The organism is Halomonas sp. LS-001 (assembly GCF_052983955.1).
On the sequence record NZ_CM129816.1, the window covers coordinates 243,755 to 269,181 of the forward strand.

23 protein-coding genes are annotated in these 25,427 nt (G+C 56.0%); 20 read left to right on the top strand and 3 right to left on the bottom strand.

The window, feature by feature from the left end; genetic code table 11:
- Window positions 1–115: 115 nt before the first annotated feature.
- The 9 genes from ACU6TU_RS01100 (at window position 116) to ACU6TU_RS01140 (ending at window position 9,738) form a co-directional block, all read left to right on the top strand.
- On the top strand, window positions 116–1,867 hold the full coding sequence (locus tag ACU6TU_RS01100) for a 4Fe-4S binding protein (protein WP_447142771.1): 1,752 nt from the start codon (window positions 116–118) through the stop codon (window positions 1,865–1,867).
- A 3-nt stretch (window positions 1,868–1,870) separates the two neighbouring features.
- On the top strand, window positions 1,871–2,515 hold the full coding sequence (locus ACU6TU_RS01105) for a TorD/DmsD family molecular chaperone (RefSeq protein ID WP_447142772.1): 645 nt from the start codon (window positions 1,871–1,873) through the stop codon (window positions 2,513–2,515).
- A gap of 170 nt (window positions 2,516–2,685) precedes the next feature.
- On the top strand, window positions 2,686–2,916 hold the full coding sequence (locus ACU6TU_RS01110) for a twin-arginine translocation signal domain-containing protein (protein ID WP_447142773.1): 231 nt from the start codon (window positions 2,686–2,688) through the stop codon (window positions 2,914–2,916).
- A gap of 23 nt (window positions 2,917–2,939) precedes the next feature.
- Window positions 2,940–5,792 carry a formate dehydrogenase subunit alpha gene (locus ACU6TU_RS01115; RefSeq protein WP_447142774.1) on the top strand — a complete coding sequence of 951 codons (2,853 nt, stop codon included), beginning with the start codon at window positions 2,940–2,942 and terminating at the stop codon, window positions 5,790–5,792.
- 61 nt (window positions 5,793–5,853) lie between these two features.
- A complete protein-coding gene (fdh3B, locus tag ACU6TU_RS01120) occupies window positions 5,854–6,468 on the top strand; it encodes a formate dehydrogenase FDH3 subunit beta (protein WP_100821976.1) in 615 nt (204 codons plus the stop codon).
- A gap of 11 nt (window positions 6,469–6,479) precedes the next feature.
- Window positions 6,480–7,550, top strand: coding sequence for a formate dehydrogenase subunit gamma (locus ACU6TU_RS01125; RefSeq protein ID WP_447142775.1), 1,071 nt, complete (start codon window positions 6,480–6,482; stop codon window positions 7,548–7,550).
- 119 nt (window positions 7,551–7,669) lie between these two features.
- A complete protein-coding gene (locus tag ACU6TU_RS01130) occupies window positions 7,670–7,996 on the top strand; it encodes a DUF1244 domain-containing protein (protein ID WP_447142776.1) in 327 nt (108 codons plus the stop codon).
- Between the two features lie 4 nt (window positions 7,997–8,000).
- Complete coding sequence (gene moaB, locus ACU6TU_RS01135; protein ID WP_447142777.1) at window positions 8,001–8,519, top strand: molybdenum cofactor biosynthesis protein B; 519 nt, start codon at window positions 8,001–8,003, stop codon at window positions 8,517–8,519.
- On the top strand, window positions 8,512–9,738 hold the full coding sequence (locus ACU6TU_RS01140) for a molybdopterin molybdotransferase MoeA (RefSeq protein ID WP_447142778.1): 1,227 nt from the start codon (window positions 8,512–8,514) through the stop codon (window positions 9,736–9,738). The genes moaB and ACU6TU_RS01140 overlap by 8 nt, the downstream gene beginning before the upstream one ends.
- A gap of 17 nt (window positions 9,739–9,755) precedes the next feature.
- Here ACU6TU_RS01140 and ACU6TU_RS01145 read toward each other — a convergent pair whose 3' ends face one another.
- On the bottom strand, window positions 9,756–10,715 hold the full coding sequence (locus tag ACU6TU_RS01145) for an exopolyphosphatase (RefSeq protein WP_447142779.1): 960 nt from the start codon (window positions 10,713–10,715) through the stop codon (window positions 9,756–9,758).
- Window positions 10,716–11,042: 327 nt separating this feature from the next.
- Between ACU6TU_RS01145 and ACU6TU_RS01150 the strand changes: the two genes are divergently transcribed.
- The 5 genes from ACU6TU_RS01150 to ACU6TU_RS01170 all read left to right on the top strand — a co-directional run bounded on the left by ACU6TU_RS01150 (window position 11,043) and on the right by ACU6TU_RS01170 (window position 15,099).
- Window positions 11,043–12,011, top strand: coding sequence for an ABC transporter ATP-binding protein (locus tag ACU6TU_RS01150; protein WP_447142780.1), 969 nt, complete (start codon window positions 11,043–11,045; stop codon window positions 12,009–12,011).
- The gene (locus ACU6TU_RS01155; protein ID WP_447142781.1) at window positions 12,008–12,769 is read left to right on the top strand and encodes an ABC transporter permease; all 762 of its coding nucleotides are present in this window, start codon (window positions 12,008–12,010) and stop codon (window positions 12,767–12,769) included. The genes ACU6TU_RS01150 and ACU6TU_RS01155 overlap by 4 nt, the downstream gene beginning before the upstream one ends.
- An 88-nt stretch (window positions 12,770–12,857) precedes the next feature.
- Window positions 12,858–13,865 (top strand): nucleoid-associated protein, encoded by a 1,008-nt coding sequence (locus tag ACU6TU_RS01160; protein WP_447142782.1) that lies wholly within the window; start codon window positions 12,858–12,860, stop codon window positions 13,863–13,865.
- A 30-nt stretch (window positions 13,866–13,895) separates the two neighbouring features.
- On the top strand, window positions 13,896–14,483 hold the full coding sequence (locus ACU6TU_RS01165; RefSeq protein WP_447142783.1) for an exopolysaccharide biosynthesis protein: 588 nt from the start codon (window positions 13,896–13,898) through the stop codon (window positions 14,481–14,483).
- A 40-nt stretch (window positions 14,484–14,523) separates the two neighbouring features.
- Complete coding sequence (locus ACU6TU_RS01170) at window positions 14,524–15,099, top strand: YqhA family protein (protein ID WP_447142784.1); 576 nt, start codon at window positions 14,524–14,526, stop codon at window positions 15,097–15,099.
- Between the two features lie 106 nt (window positions 15,100–15,205).
- On the opposite strand, the gene ACU6TU_RS01175 is transcribed toward ACU6TU_RS01170, so the two are convergent.
- Both ACU6TU_RS01175 and ACU6TU_RS01180 read right to left on the bottom strand, forming a co-directional pair.
- Window positions 15,206–15,511, bottom strand: a complete 306-nt coding sequence (locus ACU6TU_RS01175; protein ID WP_447142785.1) for a hypothetical protein — start codon at window positions 15,509–15,511, stop codon at window positions 15,206–15,208.
- A gap of 191 nt (window positions 15,512–15,702) precedes the next feature.
- Window positions 15,703–16,635: a LysR family transcriptional regulator gene (locus ACU6TU_RS01180; RefSeq protein ID WP_447142786.1), complete on the bottom strand. Its 933-nt coding sequence runs from the start codon at window positions 16,633–16,635 to the stop codon at window positions 15,703–15,705.
- A 124-nt stretch (window positions 16,636–16,759) separates the two neighbouring features.
- Between ACU6TU_RS01180 and amaB the strand changes: the two genes are divergently transcribed.
- The 6 genes from amaB (at window position 16,760) to ACU6TU_RS01210 (ending at window position 25,407) form a co-directional block, all read left to right on the top strand.
- A complete protein-coding gene (gene amaB / locus ACU6TU_RS01185; RefSeq protein ID WP_447142787.1) occupies window positions 16,760–18,253 on the top strand; it encodes an L-piperidine-6-carboxylate dehydrogenase in 1,494 nt (497 codons plus the stop codon).
- Between the two features lie 99 nt (window positions 18,254–18,352).
- Entirely contained in the window at window positions 18,353–19,633 is a 1,281-nt protein-coding gene (gene amaA, locus ACU6TU_RS01190; protein WP_447142788.1) for an L-pipecolate oxidase, read from the top strand.
- Window positions 19,634–19,953: 320 nt separating this feature from the next.
- Entirely contained in the window at window positions 19,954–21,489 is a 1,536-nt protein-coding gene (gene nhaC / locus ACU6TU_RS01195) for a Na+/H+ antiporter NhaC (protein ID WP_447142789.1), read from the top strand.
- Window positions 21,490–21,599: 110 nt separating this feature from the next.
- Window positions 21,600–22,847, top strand: coding sequence for an NAD(P)/FAD-dependent oxidoreductase (locus ACU6TU_RS01200; RefSeq protein WP_447142790.1), 1,248 nt, complete (start codon window positions 21,600–21,602; stop codon window positions 22,845–22,847).
- A gap of 49 nt (window positions 22,848–22,896) precedes the next feature.
- The gene (locus ACU6TU_RS01205) at window positions 22,897–23,937 is read left to right on the top strand and encodes a GlxA family transcriptional regulator (protein ID WP_447142791.1); all 1,041 of its coding nucleotides are present in this window, start codon (window positions 22,897–22,899) and stop codon (window positions 23,935–23,937) included.
- A gap of 219 nt (window positions 23,938–24,156) precedes the next feature.
- Window positions 24,157–25,407, top strand: coding sequence for a sarcosine oxidase subunit beta family protein (locus ACU6TU_RS01210; RefSeq protein WP_447142792.1), 1,251 nt, complete (start codon window positions 24,157–24,159; stop codon window positions 25,405–25,407).
- The last annotated feature ends 20 nt before the right edge of the window (window positions 25,408–25,427 follow it).

Below are 25,427 nucleotides of genomic sequence, written 5' to 3' on the forward strand. Positions count from 1 at the left end.
GTCATAGGATAAGAAAGATGTAATAAACGGCTTTAGTCGGCTAGCCCAAGTGAAGCCCGCAAATTAAACTAAAAAAATTAATCAAAATAATAAAAGCACCTGACCGTGAGAATGCATGAATCAGCCAATCCCACTGGCGTCTTTTGACGACCAGCGTAATGCCCAGGCTAAAGAGGCGGTACGTCAACGCGTCTCCTGGCCGGCGAACCTGACCCCTGCCAACGTCACCTATCATAGTCGTGGCCACGCATTGGTAATGGGCAGCGAACGAGACGTGCGCCAAGCCGCGCGTCTGTTGATGGCCAACGCCCACGCTAAAACAGAGGGTGGGCTTGCCTCCATCACCTTGCTGTTGACCTCTGCCACCGAGGGAGAGTCGCGGGAGCAGGACGACAGCGAGCTGCTCGCAGCGACCGCGTCGCTGACGACGCAGGCATTAACCCGTGCTCAGGTGGAACAGCTGAATATCAGCGGTCATCTCGGCGCTTTCAACGTTGTCATCCGTGACGATGAGCCGCTGGAGCTGGATCTGGCGCGCGCCCTGATCGAGCGCGACACCTTTGACCTGATCCTTGATCTCAATTCAAGTTCCTGCCTGACAACGGAGCTTTCGCCGCCTGGCTATGTGCGGCTTGACTGGCAGACTGCAGAAACCCATCAGGAAGCGTTGGCGGAGTTTGCCGCGCTAACGGGGGAGTTCGATAAGCCGCGCTATTTTCAGGTCAACAGCGACCTGTGTGCCCACTCATCGAGTGGCAATGTCGGCTGTACCCGCTGTCTGGACGTGTGCCCCGCGGATGCCATCAGCAGTCATAAGGGGCGGATTGAATCGCGTATCGAGATTGACCCCTTTCTATGCCAGGGCGTGGGCAGCTGTACGAGTGCCTGCCCGACGGGGGCGATTGAGTTTCGTCTGCCTGAAACCCGCCGTCAGCAGGACACGCTGTCGAGCTGGCTGAGTGCTTACCGCGAGGCAGGCGGCACGCATCCGGTGCTGCGTTTTATCACCCATGACACGCTGGAAGCGGAACGTCAGGCGGGCGCGAGTGTGGCTAACCACGTGCTGGATATTCCGCTGGAAGAGCTGGGTGCGGCGGGCCATGACCAGTGGCTCACCGGGCTTGCAGCCGGTGCCGCGGAAATTCGGGTTCAATATCATGCCAATATGCCCGAGCGCCTGTCGTCATCGCTTGAAGCACAGCTGGCGCAGGCGCACGTTTTGCTGGAATCGCTCGGGCTGGACGGCGCACGCGTTCAGGCAATCACCTCGGATGACAATTCTGCGCGTGATGCATTGCCCGTACGGCTACCGCTGACGGAGCAGCCGTTGACGCTTGACGCACCGCAAAAGCGGGCGCGCTTCAATCAGGTGCTGGCACGCCTGGCTGAACTTGGTGAGCCTGCGTCGGAGCGCCAGCCGGTACCCGCAGGTGCTCCTTATGGGGCCCTGGATGTGGACAGTGACGCCTGCACCCTGTGCATGGCCTGTGTCAGCAACTGCCCGACGCCAGCCTTGAAAGCGGGCGGTGACCGGCCTGCGTTGAGTTTTCTGGAAGCCGACTGTGTGCAATGCGGGCTATGTGCTGACGCCTGCCCGGAGAATGCGATCACCCTGGTGCCGGGCTTTCTGGCAGCGCCAGAGCGTACCGAGCGGCAGATCTGTCATGAAGAAGCGGCGTTCGAATGTATCAACTGCGGCAAGCCGTTTGCCACGGTGAGTACGGTGGCCGCGATCAAACAGAAGTTGGCAGACCATCCTTATTTTGCCGGTGATGCCATGGCGCGCCTGGAAATGTGCGAGGACTGCCGTGTGAAAGATGTCTGGCAGACCATGGCCCGCGACCCTGATGCGCAATTGAAGGTATGAAAAATGAGTAATGTGGTTAACGCCGCCGAGGCGACAACAGGCAGTCTGAATGATGAAGACGCGCTGCGTGCTGATATTTATACGCTGCTGGCCGGTCTGCTGCGCCAGGCGCCAGATGCCGAGCTGCTTGATTGGCTGGGCGGGCTGGAGACGGATGCTGACGGCAGCCGTTTGACGTCGGCCTGGCAGGCATTGTCACAGGCCGCCTCCCTGGCGACGCCGTCAACGCTTGAGCGTGCTCATTTTCGCCATCTGGTCGGCGTCATTCAGGGGGACGTCACGCCTTATGCTTCCTGGTATCGCCAGGGTGAACTGATGGAAGCCGCGCTTGTAGAGCTGCGCCGCGACCTGAGGGCCCTGGGGTTTGAACGCAGTGCTCAGACACATGAACCGGAAGATCATCTGGCGGCGATGTGTGAAGTCATGGCGATGCTGGTGACTGACGCCGCCATGCCGCGTCAATCGCGCTTCTTCTTTCAGCACCTGGCGCCCTGGGCATCCCACTGCTTCGCTGATTTAGCCAAGGTAGATAGTGATTTTTACGCCGCACTGGGTGAATTAGGCAATGCGTTTATGGAGAACGAAGCGGCACGGTTGCAGGACGCCGTTAGCCAAACGCCAGTAAAAATGATGACACCACCGCCGTAAGATCCGCCATAAAGACGCCACTGAAAAAACCGCAGCATCGACTAAAATTAAATCACGAAAAATTAAAACATCAAACGTCAGGATTCGGCCCCAACGACGCAGGACGCGTTCTTTGCTGCCTGGCAAGACAACCTGACAAGACGACCTGACAAGCAAGAGAGGATAGCCCCATGTCCACGTCACACCCTGTTAGCTCAACAGATGGCAGTTCGCACAACCCTGATCGTCGACGGTTTATGAAAACCATTGGATTGGGCACTGCCGCCGCTGGTGCCGCGGCGGCGGTTGGCCATGTCACGTTAGCGAATGCAGACGATGTCCCTGCCAAGCGCGATGAAGCATCGCTCAATTATCGTGAAACCGACCATATTCGCGCCTTCTACGCGACGTTGCGTGATTGACGGCCAATGCCAGGAGAACTGCCATGCGTTTAACTCGCAAATCCACCACATCAAAGGCTAACGGCCTGGGCATCAGCCGTCGCCAGTTCCTGAAGCGCAGCGGTGCTGCCACTGGCGGTATCGCGGCGGCCGGCTTTATGGGCGCGCCGATGATGCAGCGCACTCAAGCGGCCGACAAAACACCGGTGCTTGATTCCCCCGTGGAAACCAAACGCACCATCTGCTCGCACTGTTCGGTGGGCTGTGGAGTTTATGCCGAAGTACAGGAAGGTATCTGGACCAAACAGGAGCCAGCTTTCGACCACCCGATCAACCGTGGTGCTCACTGTGCCAAGGGCGCTGCCTTGCGCCAGCACGGCCATTCAACCCGCCGTCTGAAATATCCGATGAAGCTGGTCGATGGCGAATGGCAGCGTCTGAGCTGGGATGACGCCATCGAAGAAATCGGCAATAAAGTGCTAGAGCTGTCTGAACAGTACAGCCCCGACAGCATCTATTGGCTGGGGTCTGCCAAGTTCAACAACGAGCAGGCGTATCTGATGCGCAAGTTCGCCGCGCTGGCGGGCACCAACAATACTGACCATCAGGCGCGTATCTGTCACTCCACCACCGTTGCCGGTGTAGCGAATACCTGGGGTTACGGAGCGATGACCAACTCGCTCAACGATATCCAGAATTCCAAGTCGATCATGTTTATCGGCTCCAACCCGAGTGAAGCGCACCCGGTGGCCATGCAGCACATTCTGCTGGCCAAGGAGCGCAGTCACGCCGATATCATCGTGGTTGACCCGCGTTTTACGCGGACAGCCGCGAAGGCGGACAGCTATGTCCGTATTCGCCCAGGGTCGGACGTGGCGTTTATCTGGGGTCTGTTATGGCACATTTTTGAAAATGGCTGGGAAGACCGCGAATTCATTGATCAGCGTGTCTATGCAATGGATGAAGTACGCGCTGAAGTTGCCAACTTTACGCCTTCAGAAGTCGAGCGCATTACCGGCGTTCCCGAAGCGGCCATGTTTGATACGGCCAAGCGGCTGGCGGACAACCGCCCAGGCTGTATCGTCTGGTGCATGGGCGGTACCCAGCACACTACGGGCAACAACAATACTCGTGCCTACTGCATTCTTGAGCTGGCGCTGGGTAACATGGGTAAATCGGGTGGTGGTACCAACATCTTCCGTGGTCACGACAACGTTCAGGGTGCCACTGACCTTGGTTTGATGTCGCATTCGCTGCCCGGCTATTACGGCCTGGCAGAGGGTGCCTGGCGGCACTGGGCTGGCGTGTGGGATCTTGACTACGAATGGCTGCAGAGCCGCTTCGATGATACCGAGTACGTCGATGGCAAACCGATGCACTCCAGCGGTATTACTGTATCGCGCTGGATTGACGGCGTGCTGGAAGAAGACGAAAACATTTCCCAGCGTTCCAAGCTGAAGGCCATGTTCTACTGGGGCCACGCGGTGAATTCGCAAACCCGCGGTGTGGAAATGCAGCAGGCAATGAAGCAGCTGGAAATGATGGTCATTGTCGACCCCTACCCGACAGTTGCTGGTGTCATGCACGACCGCACCGACGGCGTTTATCTGCTGCCTGCCGCGACTCAGTTTGAAACCACGGGCAGCGTGACGGCCACTAACCGTTCCATTCAGTGGCGTGACCAAGTGATCGAGCCGATGTTTGAATCCAAGCCCGACCACGAAATCATGTATCTGCTCTCCCAGAAACTCGGCTTTGCCAATGAACTGTTCAAGAACATTCGCGTCGAGAACAACCGCCCGGTGATTGAAGATATTACCCGTGAATTCAATGCGGGCATGTGGACCGTCGGCTACACCGGCCAGAGCCCGGAGCGCCTCAAGGAACACCAGAAAAACTGGCATACCTTCAGTTTCCGCGACCTTAAAGCCGAAGGTGGACCGGCGGATGGCGATTACTATGGCCTGCCCTGGCCATGCTGGGGCACCGCCGAGATGGGGCACCCGGGAACACCAATCCTGTATGACACCAGCAAGCCAGTGGCCGAAGGCGGCCTGACCTTCCGGGCGCGTTACGGGGTCGAGCGTGATGGCGAGAACATTCTTGCGGATGGCTCCTTCAGTGCCGGTTCTGAGATTGAAGATGGTTACCCCGAATTTACCGCTCAGATGCTCAAGGATCTGGGCTGGTGGGATGACCTGACGGCGGCAGAAAAAACCGCAGCAGAAGGCAAGAACTGGAAGACCGATCTTTCTGGCGGTATTCAGCGGGTGGCAATTGCCCATGGCTGTGCGCCCTTTGGTAACGCCAAGGCGCGTTGTAATGTGTGGACCTTCCCTGACCCGATTCCCAAACACCGCGAGCCGCTGTATACCAGCCGCCGCGATCTGGTCGAGGACTACCCGACCTGGGACGACGTGGCCTCGCATTACCGTCTGCCTACGCTATATCGCACTATTCAGGAAAACGACAACAGCGATCGCTACCCGATCATTCTGACCTCAGGCCGTCTGGTGGAATATGAAGGCGGTGGTGAAGAAACCCGCTCCATGTCATGGCTTGCTGAGCTACAGCAGGAGATGTTTGTCGAAATCAACCCGGCGCTGGCCAACGATCACGGCATTCGTGATGGGGATATGGTCTGGGTAGAAGGCGCCGAAGGCGGGCGCGTCAAGGTGAAAGCGCTGGTAACGCCGCGTGTGGCGCGTGAAGTCGTGTTCATGCCGTTCCACTTCGGTGGCATGTTCCAGGGCGAAAGCCTGCATGACCGTTACCCCGAAGGCTCAGCGCCTTATGTGCTGGGCGAGGCGGTTAACACCGCCACGACCTATGGCTACGACACCGTGACACAAATGCAGGAAACCAAATGCACCCTGTGTCGCCTTGAGCGCGCTTGACACCCTGACCTGATAGCCAAGCGGTGCAAACGCCATTTTGCACCGTGTGAGGAGAAACATCATGGCCCAAATGAAATTTATGTGTGACGCCGAACGCTGCATCGAATGCAACGGCTGTGTCACCGCCTGTAAAAATGCCAACGAAGTTGAATGGGGCATTCAGCGCCGCCGGGTAGTGACGTTAAATGATGGCGAGGCCGATGAAATGTCGATCTCGGTCGCCTGCATGCATTGCGACGATGCACCCTGCATGGCGGTCTGCCCGACCGACTGCTTCTACAAAACCGACGATGGCATCGTCCTGCACGATAAAGACCTGTGCATTGGCTGCGGCTATTGCCTGTACGCCTGCCCCTTCGGTGCGCCGCAGTTCCCGCAGCAGAATGCGTTTGGCGAGCGTGGCAAAATGGATAAATGTACCTTCTGTGCCGGTGGTCCTGCGGAAACCAAAGAAGAAGAGTACGAGAAGTACGGCGCGAATCGTATTGCAGAAGGCAAGCTGCCGCTGTGTGCGGAAATGTGTTCGACCAAGGCGCTGCTGGCAGGTGATGCCCAGGAAGTGGCCGATATCTTCCGTCAGCGTGTAGTGCAGCGCGGCCATCCGGATGGTGCCTGGTCAGGCAACCCACAGGCCAGTGCTGACAACCTCGCCTATGATGCTGCCCGTAAAGGGTAAGGAGGCTTGTCATGAACCTGATCAATACGGGCTTGTGGCGTTGGCTGTGTCTGGCGCTTGTGCTGGTGGCAGGCCTTGGCATGGTCTCGCTGGCCAGTGCCCAATCTACCTCGGGCCAATCCACGTCGGAAAGCGAAATGGTCACGGCTGCGCCAGGCATTGACGCCGACCAATGGCGTCAGGTGCGCAGCGGTGAAACTGACGCCAATTTTCGCGACTCGCGCTTTGACAGCAACTACAATCTGATCAACTCAAGCGGTGAAACCTGGCGCCAGTGGCGTAATCGCTGGGTGTCGCCCTACGGGCTGATCGTGATATTGGGTATGGCGGGCGTGATCACGCTGTTTTACCTCGTGGTGGGGCGTAAAGAGCTGGATGAATCACCAACGGGGCGCAAGCTGTTTCGCTGGTCGTTGTTTATGCGCTCACTGCACTGGACGGTTGCCTCGCTGTTTATCGTACTGGCACTAACCGGCCTGAACCTGCTTTATGGCAAGTTCGTGTTCCGCTCGCTGTTTGGTGATGCCTTCTGGGCCAGCATGATTTCTGGTTCCAAGATACTGCACAACTATCTCGGGCCGGTGTTCGGTATTCTGCTGGTTGTGCTGCTATTGAAGTTGCTGAAGGATAATCTCCCCAAAAAGCATGACCTGGAGTGGTTCAAAATGGGCGGTGGCATGGTGGGTAAAGGCCATCCGGATGCCGGCTTTGCCAATGGTGGTGAGAAAGCCTGGTACTGGCTGCTGGCCACGGTGGGATTGCTGGTAGTGGCAAGCGGCTTTGTGCTGGACTTTCCCAACTACGGCCAGAGCCGTGACACCATGCAATGGGCCAATATTGTCCATGCGGTAGGCGCGTTGGGTCTGACGGCCGTTGCACTGGGTCATATCTACATCGGTACTCTCGGTACCGCTGGCTCCCTGGAAGGCATGACGACCGGCTATGTTGATGAAACCTGGGCCAAAGAGCATCACAACCTCTGGTATGAGGAAGTGAAGGATCAGGCTCTGACAGAAGACGAAGTGGCGGCGCAGAAAAACGCCAGCAACAGTGGTGATGCCTCCGCGACCAAACCCGGTTAATCTGTCTGCTTAATTGCTTTACGACACCGCCTTCGGGCGGTGTCTTTTGTTATGCTGCAGATAAGTAAATAATCGCTAAGCAAACAGCGGGTAAACCCAGATCGAGAAAAGGAGCGAGAATGTCCACGTTTAATGAGTTAGACCCCGCCAAGCGCACAGAACTTGAAGCGGCTGCGTTTCGTCGTCTGTTAAAACATCTGGACGATAACAAGGATGTCCAAAACATCGACCTGATGATTCTGGCTGATTTCTGCCGTAACTGTCTGTCGAAATGGCTGGTGACGGCGGCAGACGAACATGGCGAAACGCTGGATTACGAAGCCGCTCGTGAGTATGTCTACGGCATGCCGTACGGTGAATGGAAAACCCATTACCAGGGCAAGGCGACCCCTGAGCAACTGGCCGCTCTGGATGCTCGACAAGCACAGAAAAAAGCCGAGGAGTAAGCCGATGGAGGCCATGGTGGCACTTAAGGTAGCGGTGTTGACGGTATCCGATACACGCACCGATGAAACCGACCGCTCAGGCCAGGCACTGGTGCAGCGCTTGACGGATGCTGGGCATCGCCTGGTGGAGAAACGCATCGTAGTGGATGATGTTTACCAGATACGCGCCGTGGTATCTGCCTGGATCGCCGACCCTGAGGTGCAGGTGGTGATTTCCACCGGCGGCACCGGCTTTACCGGTCGCGACTCCACGCCGGAAGCGTTGTCCGTGCTGTTCGATAAACGCATTGAAGGCTTTGGTGAACGCTTTCGTCAGCTGAGTGGCGATGAAATCGGCAGCTCGACCATCCAGAGCCGCTGCCTGGGCGGGTTGGCGAATGCCACTGTGATTTTCTGTCTGCCCGGTTCAACGGGCGCCTGCCGCACCGGCTGGGATGGCATTCTGGCGGAGCAGCTTGATAGCCGCCACAAGCCCTGCAACTTCGCCAACCTTGTCATCCCCGAGCGAGGGCAACATGGCTGAGCTGGCACGTATTGAAACGGCCATAGCCGCACTGCTGAAGAATGTCAGCCCGCTTGAAAGCGAAGAGATTGCCTTATCGGATGCCGCCGGACGAGTGCTGGCGACGGATATCAAGGCGCAGCTTGACGTGCCGCCTTTCGACAATAGCGCCATGGATGGTTATGCGTTGCGGGCGGCCGAAGCCGGGCAGCCGCTGCTGGTCAGTCAGCGGGTCGCTGCCGGGTCTTCCGTGACGCCGCTGATGCCGGGCACCTGTGCGCGCATTTTTACCGGCGGTGAGATTCCGCCCGGGGCTGATTGCGTGGTGATGCAGGAACGGGTTTCCCTACAAGGCGAGCGCGCCATGCTGCCTGCGGATATTCCTATTGGCGACAATATCCGCCGCCGTGGGCGCGACGTGCGCGCTGGGCAGACGCTGCTGCGCGCCGGTACGCGGCTGGAAGCTGCCGCGCTTGGGCATCTGGCCGGGCAAGGGGTGTCAGCCGTCAGCGTGGTTCGCCGCCCGCGGGTGGCGCTTTTATCCACGGGCGATGAAATTATCGACCCCGGTACGCCGCTTCAGGCTGGTCAGCTATACAACTCCAATCGCCCGATGCTGAAACGCCTGCTGGAAAACTTCGGTGCTGAGGTGGTGAGCCTTGTCAGCGTGCCGGATGATTTTGCAAGCACGTGTGACAGGCTACAGCAAGCCGCCGCACAGGCAGATGTGGTTGTCAGCACGGGTGGTGTCAGCGTCGGTGAAGAAGATCATGTGAAAGCCGCGCTGGAATCGTTGGGCCAGCTGGACATCTGGAAACTGGCCATTCGCCCTGGCAAACCGCTGGCGCTGGGGCAGATTTCTCATTCACAGGGTTCAGCGAATTCACAGGGAGTAGCACGCTTTGTTGGTTTGCCGGGTAACCCGGTATCCAGCTATGTAGGGGCCTGGCTGTTTCTGCGCCCCTTGATGGGCGCGTTGCTGGCTTGCCCGGCATTACAACAGCTGCCGGAAATCACCGCCCGCTCAGGTTTTGCTACCTCAACCGGCCCACGTCAGCATTATATGCGAGTACGCCTGGCGTTCACGCCTTCCGGCGTGACTGCCGAGGCTTTCGACGACCAGAACTCCGGCGTGCTGTCCTCCTGCGTTGACGCTGATGCGCTGACGGTTATCCCCCCGCACACCCAGGTGAACGCAGGAGACACCGTGACATGCCTTTGGCTGGCCAACACGGGGTAACGTTGGCTGTTTTATCATCAACCGTCAGCGTTGATGCGCTTTATAATGGCGTTGAGTGTGTCTTCTGCCTTGTCGTTATCGATCTGGCAGGTGCCGGCGTTTAAGTGGCCACCGCCGGCGTATTCAAGGCATAGCTCGCCGACATTGGTGTTGCTGGAACGGTCGAGGATGGATTTGCCGATCGCCAGGACAGTGTTCTGCTGTTTGAGTCCCCACATCACGTGAATGGAAATATTGCACGCGGGGTAGAGGGCGTAAATCACAAAGCGGTTGGTGGCATAGATGGTCTCTTCATTGCGCAGATCGAGCACGACAAGGTTGCCGTGAACATTGGCGCAGCGCTGAATCTGTTCTTTGGCCTTGTCTTCATGGTCGCGGTAAAGGTCAACGCGTTCGCGTACATCGTCGAGTGCCAGAATGTCATCAATCGAATGTTCGCGGCAGTAGTCAATCAGCTTCATCATCAACTGATAGTTGGAAATTCTGAAGTCACGGAAGCGGCCAAGGCCAGTGCGTGCATCCATGATGAAGTTCAGCAGCACCCAACCCTGTGGGTTGAGAATCTCCTCTTTGTTGAACTGAGCGGCATCGCCTTTATCCACGGCGGCCATCATGTCTTCCCAGCGCGCTGGAAACGCGTCAAAACCGCCGTAGTATTCAAACACTACCCGTGCCGCTGACGGGGCATCGGGGTCAATAATATGGTTGTCGGCGCGCTCGCTGTTACGCACTGTCTCACTCAGGTGGTGATCAAATGCCAGATGGCAGCCGGGCACGTAAGGCAGGTTGGTGGTGATATCGCGATCAGTGATCTCGATGATCCCATCCTGCATATCCTTGGGGTGCACAAACTTGATATCGTCGATCAGATTAAGGTGAGTCAGCAGGGCGCCGCAAACCAGGCCGTCGAAATCGCTGCGGGTGACCAGGCGATAGGTTTGAGGGGAATAGGTTTGAGGGGAATCAGAAGAAGCCATCGTTGTTCCTTATGGGTTTGATAAGTGTGTGGTGAGTTTAAAAAGTATGTGATGAGTTTAAAAAGTGTGTGGAATCGGTTTGACCAGATGAAAGCATTGAAACTGCCAGCCAGGCGCGGCGTCTTCATGGTTAATCAGGCCGCAGAGAGCACCCGTCAGGCATATGATTAAATAATGTTAATATCGGATAGATGGAAGATACCAGCCCTTGGCGCATAGGGGAACGCCCCTGCGTCCAGTACAATGAGCAAGTGAGCGACGTGCTGGTTCTGTGGCAGACAATGGGTCCAGCAACCTCGTCTATTTTTCAACAGCAAGGAGTAGGCAGTGAGCGACCCGATCATTCGCATTGAAGGCCTCGATAAAAGCTATGTTGATAAAAGCGCTGTTGATAAGAGCGGTGCTGGACGTTTCCAGGCATTACGTCAGGTTAATCTGAGTATCGAACGGGGCGAGATTTTTGCGCTGCTCGGGCCGAATGGTGCCGGTAAAACCACGCTGATCAGCGTGGTGTGTGGCCTGGCGTCGCCCACCCAAGGCACGGTGTGGGTGGACGGTTTTGATAACGTTAAAAATTACCGCGATGCCCGTGAGCGAATCGGGCTGGTGCCTCAGGAGTTAACCAACGAGGCATTTGAAACCGTGTGGAACACCGTCAGCTTCAGCCGGGGGTTATTCGGCAAGCCGCCCAACCCGGACCATATCGAGAAAGTGCTCAAGGCGTTGACGCTGTGGGATAAACGCAATAACCGCTTGATGACGCTGTCGGGCGGTATGAAACGCCGCGTGCTGATTGCCAAGGCGCTCTCCCACGAGCCGCGTATTCTGTTTCTGGATGAGCCAACGGCGGGCGTCGATGTGGCGCTGCGCCGCGATATGTGGGAAGTGGTACGCGAGCTGCGCGATCAGGGCGTGACGATCATTTTGACCACTCACTATATCGAGGAAGCCGAAGAGATGGCTGACCGGATCGGGGTCATCAATAACGGCGAAATCGTCCTGGTTGAAGAAAAAAATGCCCTGATTGAAAAGCTTGGCCGTAAACAGTTAACCCTGCAGTTGTTTGAACCCATTGAGACAATTCCTGATTCGCTGGCAGCGTTCGAGCTGACGCTTAGCGAAGCCGGCGATGAGCTGGTGTATACCTACGAAAGTTCCGCCAAACAGCGTGACAGCAGCGGTATTTCAACCTTGTTGCGTGCCCTGGAGACGGCGGATATCGGCGTCAAGGATTTGCACACCCGGCAAAGCTCGCTGGAAGATATTTTTGTTGATCTGGTCAAGGAGCGCGCATGAATCTTTATCCTGTCCGTGCCATCTATATGGCGGAAATGGCTCGTACCCGCCGAACGCTGCTGCAGAGTATTGTGTCGCCGGTGATCTCTACCTCACTGTATTTTGTGGTGTTTGGCGCCGCCATTGGCTCACGCATTGAGGAAATCGGGGGTATCAGTTACGGCGCCTTTATCGTGCCGGGTCTTATCATGTTGATGTTGCTGACCCAGAGTGTCTCCAACGCCTCGTTCGGGATTTTCTTTCCCAAGTTTTCCGGCAGCATTTATGAGCTCCTGTCGGCGCCTATTTCCTATCTGGAAATTGTCATTGGCTACGTGGGAGCGGCAGCGTCGAAATCGGTGCTGTTAGGGATCATCATACTGTTGACCTCGAACTTCTTTGTGCCGCTGGAAGTTGCTCACCCTGTGTGGATGCTGACGTTTCTGGTGCTGACTGCACTGACCTTCAGCATGCTGGGGTTTATTATCGGTATCTGGGCAGATGGTTTTGACAAGCTGCAACTGGTGCCGCTTTTAGTGATAACCCCGCTGACCTTTCTGGGCGGGAGCTTCTACTCGATTGATATGCTGCCGCCTTTCTGGCAGGGCGTGACCCTGCTGAATCCGGTGGTCTATCTGGTCAGCGGTTTCCGCTGGAGCTTTTATGGCATCAGTGACGTGAGTATCGTGGCCAGCGTGATCATGATCTTTGTCTTTCTGGTGGGCTGCCTGGCAACCATAGCGTGGATTTTCCGCACGGGATATCGCCTGAAACCCTGAGTCGCTTTGTGCCGCGCCACTGTTGAAAACGTTGTCAGCCAACGTGATGAAGACCCCGTAAAACCGTTTTAAGGACACCCTGATCGCCATGCCATTATTGCAAAGTATTGTTCATCGCCTGGAACCCGCCCTTGAGGGTGCCCGCCTGAACGTGACCCCGGCGAGCGCTTCCCACCCACCGGGCAGCGAGGTAATGGAGGCGTTGGCGGGCGCACTGAATGATACCTATAACACCAAGCCCAAAGGTTGGGGGCGTTTCAGCGCAGACCTTGACGCCGAGAATGCTGTGTTTGCCTCTGCGTTGAGTCGCTATCTGAGCGAGGCAGATGATTTTGCCACGTTCACACAGGCCCTGACCGAACAGTTGGCCAATGCGCTGGCCGAGCACCTTTCAGTGGCAGGCTACCTGCTGTTTGCTCACCAGCAGCAGGGTGACACCGAGACGTTTCTGGTGGCATTGGTGCATCAGCGTGAGGGCATTGGACTTGACTCAGCCCACCACGCCATTCCGGCAGCGCAATTGAATACCCGCCAGCTGACGTTGGCGGCACGCATTAACCTGACCCAATGGCAGCAGGGCGAAGAACAGACCCAATATGTGTCGTTTCTGAAGGAGCGAGGTGGCCAGAAGGTAGCCGAGGTGGTAGCGCAATGGCTGGGTGTCAGTGAGGGCGTGGATGCGCCGCAGGAAACCCGCGCGCTGCTCAAGGCATTCAGCGACTACGTCGAAAAAGAAGCCTTTGACGAAGACGCCAGCCGTGAAAAAACCGATGCGCTGGTAGGTTACGCGACGGATCAGCTACGCCGTGGTGAAACCATGGCGCTGGACGAACTGTCTGCCGTGGTGGATGAGCGCCAGCCCAAGGCCTTTTATGAGCATATCCGCCATTCAGATTACGGGTTAGCCGAAGAAATTCCCCCTGATAAGCGTACGCTTAACCAGTTCCGCCGTTTTACCGGCCGTGCTGGCGGCGTGTCGATCAGCTTTGATTCCCATCTGTTGGGCAACAGCATCGAGTATGACGAAGCCTCTGACCGGTTAATTATCAAACAGGTGCCCAAACAGCTCAAGGAGCAGCTGAAAGAGCGTGACTAACGTCGAATCGGACAGAAAAGGTAAGCAATGATGACTCACTCCGTCTCAAGTCTGACCGATTTGATTGATATAATGGAGCAGGTGGCGCCGCAGAAAGCTTACGTCAGTGTTGATGATGTCTTTCAAGTGGTTGGTTTGCGCACGTTCGGCCCGCTACTGCTGGCGGCCGGGCTCATCACCCTGGCCCCTTTGGTGGGTGACATACCCGGGGTGCCAACACTGATGGCTGCTATTTTACTGTTGACCGGCGGACAGCTGCTGGCAGGGCGTCGGCACATCTGGTTGCCGCATTGGCTGTTAAAGCGCCAGCTGTCGCGGGCCAAGTTTATCAAGGCGTTGCAGTACGCCAGAAACCCCGCCCGCTGGATTGATCGCTGGTTACGCGTTCGCTGGCGGTGGCTGACGGGCAAACAGGGTAGCCGATTAACGGCGGTAACCGCGCTCATTATTGCGCTGGCCATGCCGCCCATGGAGTTTATTCCATTTTCGGCCAACGGCGCGGGGCTTGCGCTAACCTTGCTGGGGCTAGGGCTGGTCGCTCGCGATGGGCGTTGGGTGCTGGCGGGTATGGTCCTCACTCTGGCAACCTTTGTGCTGGTTGCGGTCAATGTTTTTTAAAAAGTAAGCGTGTCGTTCAACTGATGGAGCGGAGCCTATAATGACGAATCATGAGCCGGAACAGCGAGGGGAAAAGCCTTTGCCCAAGACCCCTGACCAACAGCATCCCTGGGAGCGACGCGTTGAAAACCTGCTATGGAACTCGCGGTTTCTGGTGATGCTGGCGGTCATCCCTAGTCTGCTGGGGTCGGTCGTGCTGTTTGCAGTGGGAACAATCGATATTTTCAAAATTGTCGCTGGGACCGTGAGTTACTATTTGTTGGGCAGTGAGACAAATATTCACGATACTCTGGTGCCGGATGTGGTTGTTGCCGTGGATATTTATCTGATTGCGATCGTGCTGCTGATTTTTTCGCTGGGCATCTACCGGCTATTCGTGTCACGTATCGATAAGGCCGAAATCAGTAATCTACAGCATCCGTTCAACGTGGCTTCATTGGATCATCTGAAAGACAAGATTGCTCGCGTGGTTATTCTGGCGGTGATTATCGAATTTTTCCGCGCTGTGGTGGATATTCGTTTTGCAACGCCTCTGGATGCGATTTATCTGGCACTTTCGGTGTTGGCGCTGGCAGGAGCGCTCTATCTGATGAGTCTTGGCCACAAGAGTGAATAGCCCGAGAAAAGACATCACCACTAACGCAACGGTATCCCTACAAAAAAACGCCACCGCTTGTATAAGCGGTGGCGTTTTTTGTAAATCAGCATCTTATCGGGCATCGTCAGGCGCAGTCCGCAGCGCCCTCACCAAACATATCGAACATAAGCTCGCGGCCCATGGCTGTCAGCACGAAATGGTCGTATTCGTTATAAACCGCTGCTTCGCTGGCAATCAATACCTTCTGGCAGGTCGCCCATTCGGTTGACTGCTTGTTCAGCGTGGCCAGATCTCGGCGTGTTAACCCGCGATGCGAAAGAGTAATGGTTTCCAGCACATGGCCGTGATGGTAGAGCAGCTCCGCTGCCGTGGCGAGGCATTGACGCAGGCTGCGTTGGAGATGCGCTGCTGTTGATGTATTAGGAGTCATAAAAGGTCTCCGTCAAGAAGCTCCAGAAAGGGCTTGTTGCAGCGCAGTATAAAACATATTTGATATAATACCAAGGTCGAATTTATACCAAAGTCTTAGCCAAGGCGTTAGCCAAGATCCTGGCCAAGGAGCCAGCAAGTCGCCTCCCTCTGTTTGCTACTGGCGAAATTTAACGACTTCATTCCATAAAGTTATGATTTTTCCGCGGGCTCAGAGTCTTCTGTCTGGGTGGAGGTGGGGTCGATGTGTCCCAGTATCCATTCAACAAACCCTTTTACCTTGGCAACTTCGCCTTTGTATTCCGGGTAGGCAAGATAGTAGGCGCCGCGGCTGGTAAACGCATACGGCCAGGGAATGGTGAGCTGGCCGGCATCGAGTTCTTCCTGAGCCAGAAAACGTGGCACTAAGGCAACGCCGCAGCCTGCGCGTGCGGCCGTCAATGCCATGTAAAACGTATCAAAACGTGGACCGTGATAGCTATGCCGGGTGTAGCAGTGCTGGGCAGCAAACCAGTCATGCCAGGCTTCCGGGCGCGTCGTACTCTGCAGTAATACCAGCTGGCTCAGTTCCATGGGGTCCTGGATGCCCGCTTGTGGAACCAGGCTGGGCGCACACACAGGCACCATCGTTTCATCCAGCAACTTGATGCACTCCGCTTTTGGCCAGACACCATGGCCAAAGAAAAAGGCCACATCAATGTGCTCTTCTTCGAGATCAAAGGGGTCCACCCGATTACTGATATTGAGATAAACGCCTGGATGGCTAAAACGAAAGCCGTTCAGGCGTGGAATCAGCCAGCGTGCGCCGAAGGTGGGTAGGGTTGTCACGTTGAGCACTTCGCTTTGCCCACCGTAAGACTGCATATAGCGGGTCGACATTTCTACCTGGGCGAGAATTTTACGCACCTCCGTCAGGTAAAGAGAGCCTTCCGGGGTGACCTGCAACCGCTTGCGCACCCGCCGGAACAAGGGGTGCTCAAGCACGACCTCCAGTTGGGCTACCTGTTTGCTGACCGCGCTCTGCGTCAGGCTGAGTTCTTCAGCGGCACGCGTAAAGCTGAGATGTCGCGCCGATGCCTCAAAGCACTGCATGGACGTGAGCGTAGGTAAGTGCCGCCAACTCATATACTTTCGCCTTATAAGAAAAAATAGAATGATGTCGTTATAAAACCTCGTTTGAGGTGCGTCAATTCTCCTGTCAATACTGTCTGGGTATTCAGACACGTCAATGACAATCAAAGGAGACATCATGATCGACACCATTATGCAGCGCATGGGCGTTAAGGCCGAGATGTATCAGAACGGAGATTATGCGGTGGCAAGCCCCACCGATGGCCAGCCGCTTGGCCATGTGACGATGGAGAGTGCTGAACAGGTCAATACACGGATTGAGCGTGCGCAGGCCGCTTTTGAGCAGTGGCGTCAGGTGCCCGCGCCACGGCGTGGCGAGCTTGTTCGTCTGTTTGCCGAACAGTTGCGCGAACATAAGGAAGATCTGGGCAGCCTGGTGACCCTGGAATGCGGCAAAATCTACCAGGAAGGGCTGGGTGAAGTTCAGGAAATGATCGACATCTGTGATCTGGCAGTAGGGCAGTCGCGTCAGCTGTTCGGGTTAACGATCGCATCCGAGCGCCCTGGCCACCATATGCGGGAAAGCTGGCATCCGCTTGGCCCCATAGGCTTGATTACGGCCTTTAACTTTCCGGTCGCTCCATGGGCGTGGAATGCCGCCCTAGCCCTGGTATGCGGCGATAGCCTGCTATGGAAACCTTCGGAAAAAACCCCGCTGTGTGCCCTGGCTTGCCAGGCGCTGCTGGACAACGCCATTGCGGAGTTTGGCGATGATGCCCCTGACTACCTGAGCCAGGTCATCGTGGGTGACCGTGACGCAGGCGAAGCGCTGGTCGATGATCCCCGTGTTCCGTTGATTAGCGCGACAGGCAGCACTCGCATGGGCCGCGAAGTGGGACCGCGTGTGGCAGCCCGTTTTGGTCGCAGCATTCTGGAGCTTGGCGGTAACAACGCCATGATTGTTGGACCGAGTGCAGACCTGGACATGGCGGTTCGTGCCATTCTGTTTTCAGCCGTAGGCACAGCAGGCCAGCGCTGTACGACGCTACGCCGTCTGATCGTGCATGAATCCGTGCGGGATGAGGTGGTCGAGCGGGTCAAGAAGGCCTATGCCAATGTCAGCATCGGTGACCCGATGAAGGGTAATCTGGTTGGTCCCTTGATTGATGAGGATGCCTTCAATCAGATGCAAAGCGTGCTGAGCGAGGCCCGTGATCAAGGGGCGAACGTGTTCGGTGGAGAGCGCCAGCATGCTGAACAGTATCCTCAGGGTTATTACGTGTCACCCGCGATTGTCGAAATGGACAGCCAGAATGCTCTGGTCAAGCAGGAAACCTTCGCGCCTATCCTGTACGTGATGAGTTACCAGGACTTTGATCAGGCACTCGCACTGCAAAACGATGTGCCTCAAGGGCTTTCATCATGCATTTTCACCACCGATGTGCGTGAAGCAGAAGCCTTTATTTCCGATACCGGCAGTGACTGTGGCATCGCCAACGTCAATATCGGCCCAAGCGGTGCCGAGATCGGCGGTGCTTTCGGTGGCGAGAAAGAAACCGGCGGCGGTCGCGAATCCGGCTCGGACGTATGGAAAAGCTACATGCGTCGTCAGACCAATACCGTAAACTACTCTCGCGAACTGCCGCTCGCCCAGGGCATCAAGTTCGATTAATCGGCAAGCCGCAACTGCTCTGACAAACGGGACAGTTGCGGTGATGCTTTTTCTGCTGAGGAAGATACCCCCTCAGCAGAAATGCTGCAGGAGATAAGCATGAAAGAGCAATGCTTGTGGCATGTCATATCGCCTTTGCCCAGTCTTGATCTTGGTCCGCTTGAAGGGGAGCAGCAAACGGATGTGGTGATTATCGGGGGAGGCATTACCGGGCTTTCCACGGCGCTGCATTTAGCCGAGGCGGGCGTAAAAGCCACCTTGATTGACAGTGGTGATATTCCCAACGGTGGCTCAGGCAAGAGTGTGGGACTGGTCAATGCAGGGTTATGGATACCGCCTGACGATATCGTCAAAGCCCTGGGTGAGGAAGAGGGCGAGCGTGCCAATGCCATCCTGGGGAATGCGCCGGGTGAGGTGTTTGCATTGATTGAGCGCTTTGCCATTGATTGTCAGACGACTCGCACCGGTACTTTTCATCTGGCCCATAATGCGGGCGGTGAAAAAGAGCTGGCTCGGCGAGCCGAGCAGTTGCAACGTCGCGGTGCTCCCGTGGAGCTTGTTGAAGATGAAGCCTGCCAGCAGAAAATCGGTACGACGCGCATTCGCCGTGCGTTATGGGATGGCCGCGCAGGTACCATCAACCCGGCAGCTTACACGCGTGGGCTGGCGGCAGTGGCACAAAACCTCGGAGCAACACTCTATACGGAAACACCAGCGCTTTCCCTGGAGCGGGTGGGCGAACAATGGCGGGTAGACACACCGCAAGGGAATATTACCGCCCCTGACGTGGTGTTGGCGACCAATGCGTATAGTGAAGATGAATGGAACCAGGTGCGCGACAAATTTTTCCCGGGGCATTTCTTTCAAGTGGCATCAGAACCTCTGACGCAAGCGGCAGCTGACGAGATACTGCCTGAGCATCAAGGTGCCTGGGATACTCGCCTGGTGTTGAGCAGCATGCGCAGAGATGCTGAGGGGCGCCTGGTATTGGGTAGCCTGGGCAAAGGTGACGGTCGACCGCAGAGCTATGTGCGTTTCTGGGCAGACCGTATTCAGCGTCATTACTTTCCACAATTGGGTAATGTTACGTGGGAATACACCTGGTCAGGTCGTATTGCGTTCACACCTGACCATACCTTGCGGCTATTTCAGCCTGCCACAGGCATACTCGCCGCAGCGGGCTATAATGGTAGAGGTATTACGACGGGAACGGTGGTTGGCAAGGGCTTCGCGCATTACCTGATTCATGGCGATGACAGTTTGTTACCACTATCGCTCAAGCCCCCGAAACCCATCAAAGCCAGGCCGCTTTGGAGCAAAGCTTATGAAGGAGGGTTTACGTTGTACCACTCTGGGCAGTGCCTGAGAGTGTTAATCTAAAGGCGTGCTTTAAACCGATAGAGCAGGGGCGATGCCTTATTTCCCCGGATCAAACACAAAAACCCGTGGAATCGACACGTGAATGCATCGCTACAATCGTATTCTCTTAATATGGGGATTTAAACGCGACGTTTAAAGGCAAGATTATTTTTTAAGCGCCGTTTATTGTCAGTTGAGGAAAGTCACGGATAAAACAAGCAACAGCCCCTGAAGTGTGTTTCTGTGATTCAGTGTCCTTAATGATCTAGCTGATCTGTTGCAACACAGGCACATCACCGCTGAGAAACCATCAAACGTTCAATAATAACGAGGTTTACAAGATGGAAGAGAAACCAAAAAAGGTTCGTCAAAAACCCGGTCTCGGGCTAGCGCTAACGCCCGTCGTGCTGACATTGATTGTCCTTGCTATACAGATTTTCTATTTTGGCGACTTTACGCCGCATATCCCTTTGGCCATCGGTCTGGCAATTACCTCGTTGGTCGGCATCAAGCTTGGCTTCCGCTGGAAACGCATTGAGGATGGCGCCTTTCACGTTATCAACGTATCGCTTCCGTCGGTATCAGTATTGATCCTGGTGGGTATGATCATTGGCGTGTGGATTGCCAGTGGTACGGTACCCAGCCTGATCTATTATGGTCTGTTGATACTGTCTCCCGCTATTTTCCTTGCGGCGGCCATGTTGATCTGTGCGGTGGTTTCGGTTTCTCTGGGGACTTCCTGGGGCACCGTGGGCACGGTAGGCTTGGCGCTTGTCGGCATTGGTGCCGGGTTTGAAATCCCGATTTACTGGACAGCGGGTGCCGTTGTTTCCGGTGCTTTCTTTGGTGATAAGATTTCACCACTTTCCGATACCACCAATCTGGCATCAGCGGTAACCGGCAACGATGTGTTCTCGCATATCAAAAACATGATGCCGACCACCGTCCCTGCCATGCTGATTGCGCTAGTGATCTATCTGGTCGTGGGCTATACCATGATTGATGATCAGGGCGCATCGTTTGAGAGCATTGAAGCCATTACCGCATCACTTAACGCAAACTTTACTATCTCTCCGTGGCTGCTGTTGCCGGCGTTACTGGTTATTGTTCTGGCTGTGAAGAAAATGCCGCCGATTCCCTCGCTGTTTGCTGGTGTGTTGGCCGGTGCTGTTACGGCCATGGTGACACAAGGCGTTGGCTTGCATGACATCGTGACCTATGCCAACTATGGCTATTCCATTGAAACCGGCGTTGCCGAAATGGATAGCCTGCTCAACCGTGGTGGCATTCAGTCAATGATGTGGACCATCTCCTTGATCCTGATCGCACTGGGTTTTGGTGGGGCGCTGGAGAAAACCGGCTGTCTGGAAACCATCATCATGGCGATCATGGCCAAGGTGAAGTCATTTTCTGGCGTTCAGACCTCTGCTATCCTGACGTCTTTTGCGACGAACCTTGTCGCAGGCGACCCCTACCTCTCCGTGGCACTGCCGGGCCGTATGTACGCACCGACCTACCGCGGGCTGGGTTATTCGACCCTGAACCTGTCGCGTGGTATTGAGGAAGGCGGTACCCTGATGTCGCCGCTGATTCCCTGGAACGCAGGCGGTGCTTTCGTGATCAGCGTGTTAGGCCTTGGTATTGGGGGTGGTAGCGTCGAGAACCTGCTGTATATTCCGCTGGCGTTTGCCTGCTGGTTATCGCCTTTGATCGGTATCCTTTATGCGCAAACGGGTTGGTTCTCGCCCAAGGCGACCGATGAAGAGCGCGCTAAGTGGGAAGAGCAGGGGGAGCATATTGCCTCTTCCGAAGCGCTGGGAGCTGCTGCTGACGCCGCGGTAACCAGCTCTACGCACAAGCCATCTACCGCGAGCTGATAGACACTCGCAAGACAGCATCTGATACGTAAGATGACACCCCGACCTGTATCAGGCGGGGTGTTTGTTTTTGTGGCTTTCGCTGTCAACAATGAACCTGGAGAGACATAATGACCATAAGCCGCCCAACGGTAGTGATTGGTGGTGGAATTGTCGGGATTTGTTGTGCGCTGTATCTACAGAAAGAAGGCAAAGCAGTCACTCTGATTGAGCCTGCCATGCCTGGGGATAGTACGGCCAAGTGGAGTTGCGGCCAGATTGCTGTTAGTGAAATTATCCCTCAGTCCAAACCCGATATTATAAAAAAAGTGCCCGGCTGGCTGCTGGACCATAAAGGGCCGCTGGCCCTGAGGCCCTCTGCGTTACCGGGGCTGCTGCCCTGGATGCTGCGGTTTATTACCCATGCAAGGCGCTCTCGCATCAACACCATTGCCCATGAGCTGGCAACCCTGACAAGTCGTGCCTATCAGGATTACGCCCCGCTACTGGCCAACTGCCAACGTGACGACCTGATTGGTCAGCATCCTACCCTGGAGCTGTTTGATGATGCGGCGGGGCTGGCGCATGAACAGACATATGTCGAGCTGCGACGTTCGCTGGGGTTTGCCTCCGAAGTGCTCGATGCCGAGCAGATCGCTGAACTGGAACCGGCCCTGGCTGGGCGCTTTTCACACGGATTGCTGCTTTCCGACTGGCGTACGGTGTGCGATACCGAAACCTTTATGGCTGAACTGGCCAAAAGCTTTGTTGCCCAGGGCGGTGAGCTTGTCCAGGACAGCGTTGCACGCATCGAAACCCAGGGCAGCCGTGCGGTTGGTGTCACGCTTGAAAGCGGTGACAGGTATCCCGCTGAAGAGGTGGTGGTTGCTGCCGGTAATGGCAGCAAGGCGTTTTTTAAAACCCTGGGCGTCAAGGTGCCATTGATCAAAGTGGGCGGTTATCAGGTCGTGCTGCCCAACCCTGAGGTTGAGCTGACCCATGCCAGTTTTTATGCGGACGGTGGCTTTGGTATGGTTCCCATGGAGCGTGGTTTGCAGATCGGCGGTACCATTGAGTTTGCCAGTGAGAACGCCGAGCCAAACTTTAAGCGCGCTGAATTTATTCTCGAAAAAGCCAAGGGAATCCTGCCAGGGTTGAACACCGAAGGCATGGAGTTCGGTGCTGGCTGGCGGCCCTTTCTGCCGGATACCAAGCCGGTGATTGACCGCTCACCGGCACTGGAAAACGTTGTCATGGCATTTGGTCATGGCCAGCTGGGTTTAACCGTTGGGGCAACAACAGGTAAGTGCGTGGCGGATTTGCTGTCAGGAAAAACCGGCGATGTTAATCTGACGCCTTTTAGTGCCTCACGTTTTTAACGCCTTACGTTTTTAACGACTTCAGGAGTGAGTCAGGCATGGTAATTCAATGAGCGGAGTGGCGAATAATGCACCTTCCCTTTCGGTGGGTATCGTGTTGCTGCACCGCTTTACATTGCTGCCGTTTGCCGCGTTTGTGGACTGCCTGCGGCTGGCGGCGGATGAAGGCGACCGCAGCCGCCCGCTGCGTGCTCAATGGGTCTTTCTGACGCCTGACGGCGAGCCGGTGACCTCCAGTTGTGGCGCGGTTATCTCAGCATGCCAGCCGTTTCAGTCACCGGATAGTTTTGACTATCTGGTGGTGATTGGCGGCGTGCAGGAAGGCTCCGCGCCATTGGAAACGGCTACCAGTGCGTATTTACGTAAAGCGGCTCAAGCAGGTGTGCCGCTGGTTGGCCTGTGTACCGGCGTATTTGCGCTGATTCAGGCCGGGTTAATGCAAGGCCGCCGCTGTTGTGTCAGCTGGTACCACTATCATGAAATGACCAAGCGCTTTCCTAACGCTGACCCGGTGGCAGACCGCCTGTTCATTGATGACGGTGATCGCATTACCTGTGCCGGTGGAGCGGCGGCAGCGGATCTGGCGGCGTTGCTGATCGAGCGCCACATCGGCAAGGCGTGGGCGATGAAAAGCCTGCATATCATGCTGCTCGACGAGGCCCGCGAGGGTGCTTCACCGCAACCCCAGCCGGTGGTGTTTGGTAAAGTGGAAGACCGCATTGTGCGGCGTGCCGTCACAGTGCTGGAGCAGCATCTTGGTCAGGTGATCAACATTGAAGCACTGGCGGAACGGGTTGGTACGTCACGGCGCAATCTGGAGCGGCGATTCAAGGCGACGTTAGGGGTTAGCCCACAGCAGTTTTCCCGTGAGCTGCGGTTACGCTATGGCTTGTGGCTACTGAATTACACGGGCAAAAGCGTGACCGAAATTGGTGCTCGCTGCGGCTTTGCCGACACCGCGCATTTTTCCCGCCAGTTTCGCGAGTGTTTTGGTGCTTCGCCTTCCATGCTGCGCAAAAACGCAACCCTGCCGAATGGCCATCAGGTTGACCCCTTCTTTCTGTATGTCGACGGCAAGCCCGCGCTTTAATGCCCCGTTCCCGCTTTTTCTAGCATTAGCCTGAAGCGCTTTCTATTTGAAATATTCATGTGTTTTGTCGCATTTGTTCAATTAGTGGGCAGCGTAATAGCCTTTAATTCAATAACAGCAAATTCCCTAATCCATCATCGTTCACCAATAATAATGACGTAGGGCTGCCGGGGTGGGATGAATTGCCCGCAGAAAGCCTGACGCATTCAGGAGCCTTCCATGCAACGCTATTCTGGCTTCGGGCTGGTTAAGCATGCGCTCAGCCATCACGAAAACTGGCAGCGCCAGTGGCGCAACCCAACCCCTAAACCGGCCTATGACGTCATTATTATTGGCGGTGGCGGTCATGGTCTGGCGACGGCCTACTATCTGGCCAAGGAATTTGGGGTCACGAATGTGGCCGTTATTGAAAAAGGTTGGCTGGGCGGGGGTAACACCGCGCGTAACACCACCATCGTGCGTTCCAATTACTTATGGGACGAGTCTGCCTATCTTTATGAGCATTCGATGAGGTTGTGGGAAGGGCTTTCCCAGGATCTCAACTATAACGTCATGTTTTCTCAGCGTGGCGTGCTTAACGTCGGGCATACGCTGCAGGATATGCGCGATATTCAACGTCGGGTGAATGCCAACCGTCTGAACGGCATTGATGGCGAAGTGCTGGATGCCCAGGGCGTACAGGCACTGGTGCCGATCATGGATTGCTCTAAAAACGCCCGCTACCCGGTGATGGGCGCCTCCTGGCAGCCGCGTGCCGGGGTTGCCCGCCACGATGCCGTTGCCTGGGGCTATGCCCGGGGTGCCGATGCGCTGGGGGTGGATATTCTTCAGCAGACAGAAGTCACCGGCTTCAAGATTCGTGATGGCCAGGTATACGGCGTACACACTAACCGTGGCGATATCGAAGCCAAAACCGTGGGCTGTGTGGCCGCCGGTAACTCCGGCGTGCTGGCGGGAATGGCGGGCTTCAGACTGCCGCTGGAATCACACCCGCTGCAGGCGCTGGTGTCTGAACCGCTCAAGCCGGTGCTGGATACCGTGGTGATGTCTAACCATGTGCATGGCTACATCAGCCAGTCGGATAAAGGTGACCTGGTGATCGGCGCCGGGATTGATGGCTATAACGGTTATGGTCAGCGCGGCAGCTACCCGACGGTAGAGCACACCCTGCAGGCAATTGTCGAAATGTTCCCGATTTTCTCCCGCGTGCGTATGAACCGCCAATGGGGCGGTGTCGTTGATACCTGCCCGGATGCCTGCCCGATTCTGTCCAAAACTCCCGTCAAAGGGCTGTATTTCAACTGCGGCTGGGGGACCGGCGGTTTCAAGGCAACGCCAGGTTCCGGGCATGTGTTTGCGGCCAGTCTGGCCAAAGGCGAGATGCACCCGATTGCCAAGCCGTTTTCGATTGACCGCTTCCACAGCGGTGCGCTGATTGACGAACATGGCGCTGCCGGCGTCGCGCACTGAGCTCACGTACTAAGGAGAGA